Source organism: Nostoc sp. C052, assembly GCF_013393905.1.
In the GTDB taxonomy this organism is placed as follows: domain Bacteria; phylum Cyanobacteriota; class Cyanobacteriia; order Cyanobacteriales; family Nostocaceae; genus Nostoc.
In genome coordinates this window covers 1,237,470-1,251,164 of sequence record NZ_CP040272.1, presented here as the reverse complement: position 1 = coordinate 1,251,164, position 13,695 = coordinate 1,237,470, and the positions used below count along the sequence as shown (strand labels likewise).

6 protein-coding genes and 2 pseudogenes are annotated in these 13,695 nt (G+C 39.5%); 1 reads left to right on the top strand and 7 read right to left on the bottom strand.

Features of this window, described 5'->3' with window-relative positions; all coding sequences use genetic code 11:
• Entirely contained in the window at window positions 1-789 is a 789-nt protein-coding gene (locus FD723_RS05245; RefSeq protein WP_179064384.1) for a response regulator transcription factor, read from the bottom strand.
• A gap of 258 nt (window positions 790-1,047) precedes the next feature.
• On the opposite strand from FD723_RS05245, the gene FD723_RS05240 reads away from it, so the two are divergent.
• Window positions 1,048-1,293 (top strand): hypothetical protein, encoded by a 246-nt coding sequence (locus tag FD723_RS05240; RefSeq protein ID WP_179064383.1) that lies wholly within the window; start codon window positions 1,048-1,050, stop codon window positions 1,291-1,293.
• On the opposite strand, the gene FD723_RS05235 is transcribed toward FD723_RS05240, so the two are convergent.
• From FD723_RS05235 to FD723_RS05210, 6 genes and pseudogenes are all read right to left on the bottom strand, one after another.
• Window positions 1,290-2,060 (bottom strand): hypothetical protein, encoded by a 771-nt coding sequence (locus FD723_RS05235; protein WP_179064382.1) that lies wholly within the window; start codon window positions 2,058-2,060, stop codon window positions 1,290-1,292. The genes FD723_RS05240 and FD723_RS05235 overlap by 4 nt on opposite strands.
• 7 nt (window positions 2,061-2,067) lie before the next feature.
• Window positions 2,068-4,467 (bottom strand): annotated as a pseudogene (locus tag FD723_RS05230) (hypothetical protein); the annotation flags it as partial.
• A 20-nt stretch (window positions 4,468-4,487) separates the two neighbouring features.
• Entirely contained in the window at window positions 4,488-5,630 is a 1,143-nt protein-coding gene (locus FD723_RS05225) for an IS4 family transposase (protein WP_179064058.1), read from the bottom strand.
• 149 nt (window positions 5,631-5,779) lie between these two features.
• Window positions 5,780-10,358 (bottom strand): annotated as a pseudogene (locus FD723_RS05220) (hypothetical protein); the annotation flags it as partial.
• A 2,101-nt stretch (window positions 10,359-12,459) separates the two neighbouring features.
• Window positions 12,460-13,140, bottom strand: coding sequence for a hypothetical protein (locus FD723_RS05215; RefSeq protein ID WP_179064381.1), 681 nt, complete (start codon window positions 13,138-13,140; stop codon window positions 12,460-12,462).
• 145 nt (window positions 13,141-13,285) lie between these two features.
• Complete coding sequence (locus FD723_RS05210) at window positions 13,286-13,615, bottom strand: hypothetical protein (RefSeq protein WP_179064380.1); 330 nt, start codon at window positions 13,613-13,615, stop codon at window positions 13,286-13,288.
• Window positions 13,616-13,695 lie beyond the last annotated feature (80 nt).

The following is a 13,695-nucleotide window of genomic DNA, read 5'->3' as shown; positions in this document are numbered from 1 at the left end:
TTAGGCAACCCAGCCTTTGTATCCCTTATTACTCGTTTTAGCTGTATCTTTTTGACTTTTTTGGTTTGTTTTGACTCTTGTGTGGGTTTTTTGAGTAACTTCTTCTTCGATTTTCATGTCTGTAAAGCTGAGGATTCCCAGGCGGATTGCTTCGCGGATAGCGTTTAACCTATCTTTGACTCCTAGCTTGATAAATGAATTATGTAGATATGACCTTACTGTACCTTCTGAAACATACATTACATTGGCAATTTCATTATTTTTCATGCCTCCGGCAGCTAATTGAAGAACTGTGATTTCTTTATTAGAGAAATCACTTAACAAATCTAGTGCATTTCTATCGGGTGTGTCATTTGACCTGAGACTGTCGATCAGAATACGATTAATAGTTGGGTCAATCCATGATTCATTATTGTACGCAGCCATTACTGCTTCAACAAATCTTTCTCCTACTTCTTCTCTAACGCTATTTTTAGCGTAGTAGCAGTCTGCGCCATTACTAATTGCTGCGTTAATGGTATCTCGGCTGCTATTTGCAGTCATAACCACTATTCTAATTGATGTGTGTTTGGATTTAAGTGTGCTTATTACATCAATGCCATCGATATCAGGTAAATCAATATTTATAATTACGATATCTGGCTTTTCTTTGTCAACAATTTCTATTCCTTGTTTTCCGTATTTGGCAACGCCACACACTTGGATTACACCAGTTTCAGATAATATTGTTGCCGCGCCAATCCTAGATATGTTCTCATTTTCGATGATGACAACATTAATAGGTTTCATATTATATGCTTTTTTGGTTTGGTATTGTCCCTGATAATAATACTTATAGCACTTACCTTTTTTAGAATTTTTAATCTTTACAATTACTATAACTTAATTGGATTATTTAAAATTTTTACTATTATTCGTAAAAACTTTACAAAGTGATAGGGTGGTTTGTGTACTTTTCATTAAGCAATCTATTTACTAGGTGATTTTATTTATAATTCATGGGTTTAATAGTTATCAGCGAATTGATGGAGGAATAGATAATTTTTTATGAAGAGCGATAAAATTTTAGGATGGATAGAAAAGATTGTTGTTTGGTCTTTAATGGGGACGCTATGTTTGGTCGGGTTAGGCAGATTGCCTGTTAACCCGACGAGTTTGTTTGACTTTACTGCGTCTTTTTACTATTTTGCTGTTGCGGTTGTTATTTGTCCCAAGACTCCACTGAGTTTTAATAAAAAGCTGATTTTTGGATTTATAGCTTTTATGTATGGTGTGTGGTTTGGGTTGATTTAATCTAGCTCTTTAGCAGAATCCTGGTTTTTGAATTGTTGTTGACTCTGTTCGCGGCGTGCTTGTTGCTCATTGAACAGAGTCTTGAAACGTTCAAATTCCTCTTTGGTGAGATTATTAATGGTGATAGAGTACTCTTCTGAGTTATTGTCACGAGATGCCAAGAGTGCTTCTTGACTTTGTTCGGAATCAGGCAAATTTCTATCAAGGCTAAGAGTTTGCGAATCTTTTTCTAATTTTAGACTTGCAGTATATGCTTCACCTTTATAAATGATCTCGTGTGTCTCTTTATCTGATTTTCCAAATATATCTAAGCGGTCTAAAATTACAGGAATAACAAACTGTCTAATTTGAGAATCGACGGTAAGAGATTGTACTCTATATTCTGGACTCTCTTCTACTGGGTTTCCATTATTGTCGTCATTTTTATTTGTGGGGTTTTTTAGAACCTTTTGTTCAATTGTCGTTCCTGTGAACTGGCTTGCTTCGGCTTGTGAAGATGACTCTTGATTAACTTGATTAACAAAAGTGATAGGTTTAATTTCTGTAGAGTTTACTTTTGCTTCATCTTGCACTACTTCACTGATTCTGTTAATTTCAGAATTCAACCTTAGCACAGCCTCTTTTGTTTCCTCAGCAGTTGGAGGCTTTTTTGCACATTCTTCAAATTTCTCATTAGGTATATTAAGCTGTTTGATCAATTCTCTGAGGAGACTGGCTTGCATCGCTGGAGTTAAACCTTCTACTGGAAGTTCGATTAGTTCTTTCATACTAAAATTACCTCTCCACTAAATCTTTTTTGACATCTTTGAGCGCATTATTGATGCGTAAATTCATGAGTTGAAAATCCTGTAATGTTTCATCACTGATGTTACTTACTTGGGTTTTTCCTTCTTTGACATATAATAATACGTTGTTATTTTTATCTTTAACTAAGTAAATTTTGTCTTGGGCTTTTGTAGCAATTTGGTATTTTTCTGTTTGTACTGACATAATGCCATTGATATCTTCCTGTCCAATGACTTTAACTAAACTTTGGGCAAGACTGGTCATTTCATTAATTTTTTCTAGCTCCTTAATATCTTGCTCCATTGCCTTAAAAGCGTTCTCAAGACTGATATTTTCTTTGATGTATAAATCAGTTACCTCCTGAATTCTATTGAGATATGTTTCTGATTTACCGAGCTTTTCAGCTGCTACATACCAGTCTTGAAGATTTTGCATTGTATTAGCTTTCATCCGCTCGATAATGCTATCCATCGCTCCAACCTGCTGCATTCTGTGTTGAGAAGGTGAGGCGAGTGCTTGGTCAATATTTGGTTGTTGACTTTGTTGTGGAGATAAAATGCTCTTGTCTTTAGCAAGAAATGAGTTATGTGATACTTGTGTATTGGAAGAAATGGTGTTGGTACTAATTAGGGCATTTTCTACAGAATTAAATACAGCGTATCCTTGGGAAGTTTGTTCTACCTTGTACCCTTTTTCTTGAAGGTAATTTTGAACTAATTGATCAGTTCCTTGTGCATTTCCGACTATGAAAGAGCTTTTGGCTTCAATTGCCTTATTAAGTAAAGGTTTGTAATAATTTTCAAATGTTTGAGCAATTTGCTCGCTTGTCACTCCGCGCCACGGGCCAGACCCGGACACCATAATAATGTCGTCTTTCGAGTAATTTCCTGTGTTGGCACGTTCTCCCCATGCTTGCTCGTAATTACGGGTGCTTGAAGGTGTTTCGGGGGACGCAGCTGATTTACCGACAAACTGGGTAGCTATTTGTGCCATCGCAATATCTTTTTTCATGTGTTCAGCGACGGCGGCGTTTATCGGTTCGAGTTGGGATAGTGGATTTGTTAGGGGTCGATCAGTCTGTTCGGATTTTTCCTGCTGAGTTTGTACTGTAGTTTGTTGTGACTTTTCAACTACATTGGTGTATGCTTCGCTGAGGGCTTGAATAAATGCGGATTCTTTACCCTTACCTTTCCACTGTTTATCCTGGGCGTTAGTTATATTGGTACAGTTTTCCAGCCACTCAGCTCCTCCGCGTTTGGCGATCGCCTCTGTTAGCCGGGGGTGTTGTTCGAGTTTAGCCTGAAGCACTTCTACCATTAGCTTGTATTCATTAGCCGATGGATGCAACTGCTTTTGGTGGTTAAATGCGTGTTCGGCGGATGCGTATGCTACTCTTTCAGGTTTTTGGACATGGTTCTCTACTCCATACTGTCCGGCGGGGGCTTCTGGATTATTATTGACTGAAACTTGGTAATCGTTTTGTAGCTTGCCTTGTTCTTTTGCGAGTGCAGTGCCAAGGCTGAGTGCTACTCCAAGTCCATCTTTGGAGTCGGGGCTGATATTTATCGGGGTGAGAGTTTGTTTTTGGATGGCTGGGAATGGAATAATTTTGCCATTGACATAATCCCCTAGCGGCTCCATGAATAAGCCATATACCTGACTCTTACTCGCCTGGGTTTGGGTAAGTTCTTTCGGTGAATGCTTTTCCCATTTCGCCCAGGCTTGCTGGTAACTTGGATCTTGAATCATTTCGGGGGTAATTTTGTACTGCTTACCCACCCGGAAAGCAACTTGTTCGCCGTTTTTACCAAGGGCGATCGCAATATCTCCCTCTTTGACACCATAAGTTTTTTGGTAATCTACACCTCTGGTGGTGTGTATCCTACCGTGTCCGCGCATGGCATCAATGGTTGTATCAGCTGGTACTTTGGAAGGTTCACCGTGCAGATGTAGCGAATAAACCATTGGTACTGGTTTTCCAGATATAGTCGGGTTGTCTGGAATCTGAGGGTTAGCAGCGCGTGCCGCAGTGGAATTCCCAATGGCGATAATTTCTTCTACAGCTGTTTGGTTTGAAGAGTGTGAGGCAGTATTTTGAGTGACTTCTCTGAGGCTTGTATAGCTACGTTCTACTTTAATTTCTCCCCCAGGTGTCCACTCGTTAGTTTTGATGGTGAGGTCGCTGTTGCTTTGGACTACTGCAAGAGGAGGTTGGTTTGAGGCGAGGAAGTTCTCAAATTTTTGACGAACGCTGTTTTCTCTGCCCCAGTCATTTTTAATTGACCAGATGTTGATAGACCATCTGCCTGCTTCAGTATTGAGGGCAGCGTGTTCGTTCTTGCAGTTAAAGCGGGTTACTGTACCCGACTCAAGTTTAAACTCTTGGTATTCAAGGGGCGACAAGCGAGCTAAAGAGCTTGCTGTATAAGCTTCATAGCCCTTAAACCTTGCTGATAATATGCTTTCTTATTGCGAATGAAACTGACCAGTTCCTCGACCCATGCTTGACACTCATGCCAAGCTACTATCCAATTTTGACCATATAAACCTATCCAGAAATTACTGTGACGTTTTTGATTTCTATTTTTTTCTTGGCTACGACAAATATATGATTCTTGTTTTTGAAATTTAGTCCTTTGTCCATGTAACCAAGCACTAGTCATAGCTAAAGCAATTAAGAAAATCAAACGTACAAGTCTATCAGGGTTGGCTTGAGAAGCTTCTAGATTATAACCACCTGTTTTGCAATCTTTGAACATCGCTTCAATGCCAAAACGTTGACCATATATTTTGAGGGCAGTGTTTAAATCAGGTAAATTAGTTAATAAGTACCAAGCTTCTTTTTCTTGTTTACCTCTATACTTTCGTTTCCAGTAAACTCCTAAGTTAAACCTACCAAAACCCCGTTTTTGAGTAAACTTAACATTGGGATAAAACTGGCGGATGCCTGGATAAATCTCAATACTACTTAAAGGCTGAAATTTTTGCCCTTTTTGGCGGTAAGTAGTATCCTTTTTCTGACGAAATACAAAACTGAGGTTCTGCTTGTGGAGCCAATGCGCCAGTTCTACACTGTGAAATTCTCTATCTCCAATAATTACTAATTTGTACGTTTTTAATAAACGAATTACTGGGCGTAATACTTTTTGCTGTTCAGTGAGATTACTGCAACCATCTTTCTCTAACAGACACCAATATATTGGCCACGCTCTTTTTTGGTAAATTACGCTAACCATCAACACATTGTTTTCTTTCCACTGTGTTCTATCCATTGCAATGGCTAATTGTGACCCTACTTGAAAATGTCGGTTAATTATTGCTTCAATGATAGGAAACCACAGCAATACTACACTCAAGGCATTTAGTGTTAAAAACCTTTGAATATGCCGTCTACGACTGTTTTGTTGTATAGGTAAAGGTAGGGTCGCTGCCAGCCTTTCTATCTTCACCTGTTTCTGATTTTGTAACAACCACACCAACATCTTCAGGGTGATTAACTGTGCTTTATTTAGGTATTTTTCTAAGAAGTTTTGGTAGAATGATGCCAGCATTATGACGACGGTCTTGGTCAAATTACGAGACCGTTCTTTTTTACCATTAAACTGTACCCTACAGGTAACCCCTTAATAACTGTACAGTTCATTCTCAATAAACACACAAATTTTTTCAGGGGTCTGTGCCTCCCAAACCTTTAGCTTGCACGGTTGAGAGGCGATTGTCGCCCCTTGAACTCTTGGTATTGTGCGTCCTGATTCTCCTCCCTAGTCCATGCCATTCGTTCCTTTGCAGCGCGATACCCCCAATCAGAATTTCCGATATTAATGCTGCGGGCTTCCGTCGCGGCGTAGGAGTCATCGCGGTGGTAGTTGATGCCAGCGCCGGGGTTTTTGGAATAAGTTACCAGCACAATATCAGCGTCAGGATATACTTGTTTGACAAGTTCCATTAACTTGTTGTCCTGTACCCCTGGCTTGAAGTCTTTATCCTTCAAATCCCATTTTGCACCGACCCATGCGACTTGTCTCAGTAGTGCGTAGTTGGATTTATCGTTTTCAAGTACGGGTTTGAGGTGGGTTTCAAGATGCGATCGCAATTGTTCTACTTTTTCCTCGCTTACTTTACCCAATATTTCAATAGCTTTAGTTGGATCGGCTTGGCGCGAGTTGGGTAGTAATATTGCTCGGTTCTTAGTTTCTGATTGTGTGCCTGTTAATACTTGTATTTCAACTGAGTTTTTGTAAACCTGTGAAATTCCTGCAACTGTGGAATTAGTATTTAATTGAATGTTAGTTGTATTCTTCTCTGGTACAGCTTTCGCAGGAATAATTGGTACTGGAGAATCTTCTTGATTAAGCTCTCTGGGACGGTTAGGTAGTGCTTGTAAAGCTTTTTTGTACTCACTATTTTCTGGAATTTGGTTTAATTCTAAACGACTACCTTCAGTCGCAACTTTTTGATTTAACTCTGCACTAAGCTGTTCGTAACGGTCAAATCCTTCAAGTTCACCGATATTAATGGGTTCTCCAAGTAAACTATTCAATTCCTCGTTTATTTTTTCACTAATCTCATTTTTATTGAAAATAAATGTAGCTGTGTTACTCTCAATAAAATAATGATTTTCAGTAGATTTTGATTCTAGCCAAGTAGCTACAGCGATCGCATCTTGTGCGGGAACAACTAATCCGAGAGCTTCTTTAGTTTCTAAGAGCGATCCATCTGGAGAACTATATTGTTGGTTTGGGTTATAAAAATATACAGTTTGTTCTGGAATGATTGGAGTGATTTGTGAAGGTGTATCTGCGCTCTTGATATAACCACCAGCACGGTCAATAAATGTTTGTTTTAGTTCGTCACTAATAGTACTTTCATCGAGTATGAATACAGTCATGCCTTTTTTGGCTTGTTAACATTACAGGTTCATTATTAAACCTTTGGGAATTTCCAAACTTATTAACTTCACCTACTTTAAAGGTAAGTTCTGGTAGTCCGGGTACTTTGGTTGTAACAGAGGTGGTATATACTTCACCTTTTTCAACGCTGGCAATAGCAGTAGTACCAATTGGTAGTCTGGCGTTACTTTGTTCTATATTTCCCAATGTTTTGTAACTACCTTCCTGATTCTGGAGTTCAATGACACTTTTTCCATCTTCAGCTAGATTAAATCGAATATTTTGAGGTTTATTTTCATGAAAAAATTCACTACTTCTGTCGAAGCCAGTGATACTAAACTCGTTAAATTTGAGTGTGTCTAACTGACTGATAATCTCTTCAGGAAAGGCAGCAAAGGCGAAATTAGAAACTTTCTTTTGGTAATCGCTACTTTTATCATTACTGCTTTCACGAGTAGTTGATACTGCCCAGGTAGCAGCTGCCATTGCTAGCTTCTGTCCTTCTGGAATTGAATTGTAAAATTCTTCTGCTATCTGGTAGGCTTTTTGGTAAAGAAGCTTAATTTGACCTTCGCTTAGTTCAGCTTGGAAGGCTATTTTGTTAGACGTTACTTCCTGTCCAAGTGCAATTCCTATCTCTTCGGGTTTGTTTTCTTGCTCCTTAGCAAGTGTTCCTAATGCCCTAAACTTGGGTTTACCGTTCTCAGTCTCATCGTTAATTTGGGCATAAACTACATATTTATGTGAGCGGTTACTGTTGCGCTTGTCTTCAGATATTTCTGATAGCTTGATTGTAATTTTATTAGCTTTCCAGATAAATTCGTTGTCATACTGTAAAAGGTTAGTTACACTTAGTTGATTGCCGTTAGAAAGGGTAATATTTGCAGACGGCCCTTTTTCAGTTTCTCTTTGTCTAGATAGCTGACTCGCTTGGTTAAAGGATTTGTCGAATTCTTTTTTGACAAGAGTAGCTATTAATCGCTGTTCGTTAGAAAACTCGACACCTTTAAATAAAGCTTGAAATTGGGCGATTTCACGCGATTCGAGACGAGCTTTTTCAAAATACTGGTTGGTTTGAGCAATTAGTAATTCAACAGGCGAGTATCCCGTCGGTTGAATTGTATTGTCAATATAAACATCTTTTTTCTTATCCTTAATATAGTTAACTTCCCGGTGGAGAATCCGACTGTTGTTGCGGATAATTTCCATTTCGGGTTTTTTGGCACTTTTGAAGAGGTCAACTGCAATTTGATTTTGAAATGCTGCCTCGGCAATCATTTCGCGGTATATCTGAGTGTTAGTGTTCATTGCCACCAGTGTATTGGCCTGGTTTAGGGGTTCTTGCCGAACAGTTTTGATAAACTCTTCCATGTAACCGCGATACTTGGTCGGAACCTCCTTCCCTTCAATACCCTTGGATTTTGCCCAGGCTTCTGTTTTAAATAAATCTTCGTAGTGTTTGGCTACCTGCTGTACGTACTCAATTTGCTCTCTCTCGCTACCAAAGTTTTTCAGGATAGTAATTTCTGACTCTAACGCCTCAATTGAGGTCAGGTGATTGTTGATAACACCGACACTAATGCCATCGCTCATGTGGATGGCGATTTCTTCAAATTCCGGCTGACTGCCATCTTCCTGGTAAAAAGATTGTTTTTTGAGTTTAACAGTTGGATCGTAAGCGTTTTCAGGCAGGTTGCGCTCCCTTGCCTCGGCAGTGAGGTTTGGATACCTGCTTGCACGCTCGAAGCCAATACAATCACCATCGTAGTCGCGTGCCTGACGCTCTTGTTCGGACTCTTGAGGAAGAATTTCTAGTTTGTAACCAGCTGACTTTAGTTCTGAAATATACTCATTAAATTTGTTGGTAAACTCGATTTTCTCTTTAGTTTCGAGCTTGCCGATATTTTTATCTAAGTAATTTTCAATACCTTCTAACTGAATATTTTTACTTTGAGCTTCGGATAGGACAGATTTAATTTGTTCGTTTAGGCGGTTATAAATGCGATCGCTTGTTTCGTCTGAGACAGCGATCGCACCTGCCAGAGGTTGACCATCAGGCCCAAGGATGTCTTCTACAACTTTGTTAGTTGAGACGCATAGACCATTTGAGTTGAGGAAAGGCGAGCGGAAGTTGAGAACTTCTTCCCTGTCTTCATAATGCGGGATGCAGATTTCCCCATTTTGCAGGTCTTTGGAGGGAATGACCATTGCCCGCTCAAATGTGAGCGTCTTGCCGATGGCGATTTCTTTCCACTCGTTTTGGACGAACCGGGCGAGTTCGCGCTGTACTTTCTCAGTTTCAAGAAGTTGACTTTCTCCTTGCAGGTCAGCTTTGTTGAGTTTGTAAATAAATGAATCAGTAGCAATGCGATCGCCTACGGCGGGCGCTCCTGAGCCATCGCGCAAAGGTTCTAAATCTTCTGCTACTGTTGGATCTTCTGCTGCTTGTTCTTCAAGAAAAGCTTTCCGCTTCTCGTACTTTTCGCAGTAAAGTTGTGCAAGTTGCCGGGGGTCGTCCTGTACAACATTCAGCTTTTTGGCTTCAAGTTCTAGCTGTTCGGTAAAGTCTTTCAGCCCGTTAGGGAATGAAGCGAGTAACTGCGAGATAGCTGTTTTACCGAGTTCAGATTGTGATTTTTCACCTAGCCAGATATTTTGCCTGTACAGTCCAGGTTGAATTTGGGGCTTGCTTGGCCCATTAGGGTTGTCTTTATCAGTTCCCTTGAATGCAGATAAGGGAAGAATTAAGTCAATTCTAGTTGAGTTCTTGGGATCTGAATAATTGAGAATTTGGTCAAGGTTTGCAGGGCGTAGTGTACCTTTGCCAAAGCGGTATTTATTATCATCTCTGTCTTGGTCAGTCCAACCGAAGCGGTGCTGAATTACTCGATATTTATCACCTTTTTGATGCTTGGTTAATTCGTGATATAGGTCTGTGGATATTTGCCCGTAACAGTCTCCTGTTAGCTGATATGCTTGGTCATTACTAATAACGCTGCCATTCTCACCATTATTATCATCGACAATTAGAATATTTAACTCTTTCTTGACAGCATTTTGACATGAACCAAGAAAGATAGACCCGTAAGCACCTCTATCTTTGCTATCAGGGCATAATTGTCTAATTGTATCTAGACATTCTTCTGGCCCATATAACAACCGAGTTTTTGATGATAATAATAATTTATGACCTTCAGGATGATTAATTAATTGTTCCACAGTAGACTTTTCGTCCATATGCCCAAACGAAAAGTTTACCCCAGGAAAGAAATATTCTAGTAGGGTATTATTAAGTTCTTCTTTTAAGAGGGAATCTGGATTAACCGTATTACCATCTGTATGAATCCACTGATTTAACCTAGTGTCAAAATGTTTAGCTTGAATTGTCATATATAAACAATTAAACTTATAAATTTAAATATAAATTTTTACTTTTTGGCACTAAAATACCCTTAGAGCTTAATTTTACTTTCTCTGTAACGGTAATCTATTCAACAAATTTCTAATTTATACTTGCAATTCATGGGTAATTAAAAAAAACTTTATTATAGGGTTTTTACTTAGCTTTTTCTTGATACAGATTTATCCAGCGTGATGTAATAATTTTAGTATGACAAAAAATATACAAGTTTATTGGTTATTTTGTACTTAGTTATAAATCAGTAGTAACTTTTTTAATGTTTACAATTATGGTTGTGTTTGTAGTTTTAGGCAAAATAACAGCGTGTTGAAAACTCAATACTAGATAACATAGAGGCATCACAGTAGGGAGGCGATTAACAACTGATGAGGATTGTAAACAATATATTCATGCAGATGTTCGGTCGCCCAAAGGTATGCTAGGTAACTTTGGTGGCATTATCATGGTACGCATGAATCAAGCGTTCACCTTATTCGGTCATCGACCTGCTCAAAATTCAGCCAAACGACAAAGTGTTGGAAGTTGGATTCGTTTCTGGAGTGAGTGTTCAGCGTCTGTCCAGGTTAGCATCAGCAGGATATATCGCAGACATTGATTACTCTCAAGAAATGAGCCAAAATTTTGGGGTCGCTCTTCATTCTAGCTATTATTTTTAATTTAATCAACTAGAACTAAGCTGAAATTGTGCATCGCCTAATCCTAGAGAATGTCGGTTCGCAGATAAGATGAAATTTGAACAACGGAGTTACAGGAGTTCCAGGCGACGGAATTCGCACATAAAGTGAAATCAATTGTAGGGCAAGGGTTTGAGGAAGCTAGCGAATTGGCACATAAAGTGAAATTTTGCATCTACTCACAGAAATTCACTATACTTTGTTCAATATTGATTACAATTTATACTTAAAATCCCGAATTTTTCATAGTCAAGCTGCTTGGCTACCTATGACACGAGGCGATTGCCTGGGCGTGGGGCGTAAGCCTATCGCATCTCAAAAGTACGCTTTTAAAAGCATTCGGGCTGTCGTTAAATCAAAGTCGGAAAATTTCAATTTATGTGCAAATTGAATATTTGGCTCAAACCTAGACTCCATAATGAATTTCACTTTATGTGCGAATATCGGTACCTGGAATCCTTATAAATTCGTTGTCAGAATTTCATCTTATGTGCAAACCCACAAGAAACTGTCACTTTGTCCCAAGTATGAGAAAATACGGCCTACAGAGCAGGGGTATCGGGTAGAAGGATATTTTCGAGACGTGCTATGGCTATCCTTTAGTCGCTACTTTTAACTCTGCGATAACTGTAGATATTTCCACAGCGATAATGTATGAGAGTATCCCAACTCGATAGTGGTTCTTATGACAGAGCAAGAGATATTTGAGCATCTATTCACCATTGCAGATCAATCCGACGACACAGGCGGAGTGGTGAGTTCGTGCTTGGTACGACAAGGAAATATTCTGGCTGAAGGAATCAGTTGTAACGATGGCAAGCATTCTGAATATGTACTTCTGCGTCAGCTCGAACTCTCTGCTATCCCAGTTCTTCCGGACGACATCATATATACAACAGTAGAGCCATGTGGAAAACGCACTCTTGGAGGGACCGGGTGAACATATGGGGGACTGTACAACTAACTTGATTCAGGCAGGTGCACGACATGTGGTTTATGCAGCTCCTGATCCAGATGCATCAGCTCAAACTCGATACAAGTTCGAGCAAGCCGGTTGCTCGCTCCGTCAAGTAAACGATCCCCACATAATCCGTCAAGCAATCATGCTCTTCAACTCAACAGTAACTTCCACATCAGATGCCTTGGCCCAATGACTATTGCACTCTGGTTTTCAACAGTGTCAGAACATTCCTCCCATAACACACGAGAAATTGGTGCATTTTTGGTATCAAAACGAGGAAAGATAAAGACAAGTTCCAAAACCCAAAATAAAATCGGTACTTTGCGTGGTACTTTATGACAGGCTCTACAGCATTAGGCGTGCATCCATGCAAGACTATGGTTGGTTAAAAATTTGATGCTAGTAATCGAAGTAAATTTTCCCTTTTTGCTGGTTTTATGAGTCGATGGGTATAATTTCATCACTGTTGAAAACTTCAACTGTAGCATTTGGACTGTTCATATCTGTGGTTTGTTCGAGTAGGCGTGTTGCTTCCTCAAGCAATGTGTTTGCGTTGTGAAGCAGTGTTCGCACTTGGGTTAACTTGTTCCGCCGTTCGATACCAAGTTGTGCTTCTATATACCGTGCATCATGCTGATGGCTGAGGTGAATTACCCGTACTTCTTGTTCTTTCTCTGAAGGTGCAAACATTGCGTTTTCGGCGGTTAGTTTATAGTACAAGTACGTACCACTCGGTCGTTTGACATTGTAGATGTGGAGTTCGCAACCAGGTGGCGCGATGTACTGTCCGTCGAAGTTGGTAAGTCCAGTACGAATATTATCTAATGTGGTGGCGATCGCCTCAATTGCGGGGATAACACTTAACGATTCTGGTGATTGCGGGCAACCGCGCCTCATCAGCATCATGATAGCGGCAGAACGACGGGTCAGGCGAATTTGTTCTTGATACTGGCGCATTTGTTCTTCCCGAATACGAACAAGTTCAAGTTCTTCATCGGGGCTTAGTTGAACCGCACTCCCACAGGTTTTGTAATTTAAGCAGTCGCCAGAGTCTATGCCTGGGTATTGCATCATACTGGCACAGTCAAATCCAAGTCCGCATTTTTTCTTGGGCATAGGTTACATCCTTTTATTCTAGTTACTTTTATAATTTAATATAGCTAGAACTAGGTACAGTTATTTCCTATGGGGTTATGGGCAAGATAAACGATATTAGGTTTAAGATTATTCTTATAAGTTTAAATTTTTCTCATCAATAGGCTCAAATAGCTATCATACAAACTTCTTGATGTCCGGCAACTGCTTGTTCCCAAGTTGAATATCTCCAGAATTTACCACTATATTCACCTCCAAAAACCATAGTTTCAAAAAGCTGTGGTTCTTGATTAGGAAAATTAGAATAATCCTTTCCTAAAAAGATGGTAGATACTCTTCCCCACGAAAAAGTATCTAAAGCTACTTGTATATTGTTCTCATTTTTCCGCCAATCAGACCATTGCTCAAGACTGCCGGGCTTAATAGGTTGTTTATTTTCATCTAATATATAAAGCTCATCGAGTAGATCCATGTAATTTATAAAATTTTGTGTCATAAGATAATCATCGGACAAACTTATGTGTATTGTGTACATTTTGTCACCTCAGTCTTCGTACGCGACGTAAGGGTAATGTA

Excerpts from the sequence above, each read along its gene's own strand:
- FD723_RS05215 (WP_179064381.1), bottom strand. The coding sequence starts at position 13,140 with ATGCCCAAGAAAAAATGCGGACTTGGATTTGACTGTGCCAGTATGATG.
- FD723_RS05235 (WP_179064382.1), bottom strand. The coding sequence starts at position 2,060 with ATGAAAGAACTAATCGAACTTCCAGTAGAAGGTTTAACTCCAGCGATG.
- FD723_RS05245 (WP_179064384.1), bottom strand. The coding sequence starts at position 789 with ATGAAACCTATTAATGTTGTCATCATCGAAAATGAGAACATATCTAGG.
- FD723_RS05225 (WP_179064058.1), bottom strand. The coding sequence starts at position 5,630 with ATGCTGGCATCATTCTACCAAAACTTCTTAGAAAAATACCTAAATAAA.
- FD723_RS05210 (WP_179064380.1), bottom strand. The coding sequence starts at position 13,615 with ATGACACAAAATTTTATAAATTACATGGATCTACTCGATGAGCTTTAT.
- FD723_RS05240 (WP_179064383.1), top strand. The coding sequence starts at position 1,048 with ATGAAGAGCGATAAAATTTTAGGATGGATAGAAAAGATTGTTGTTTGG.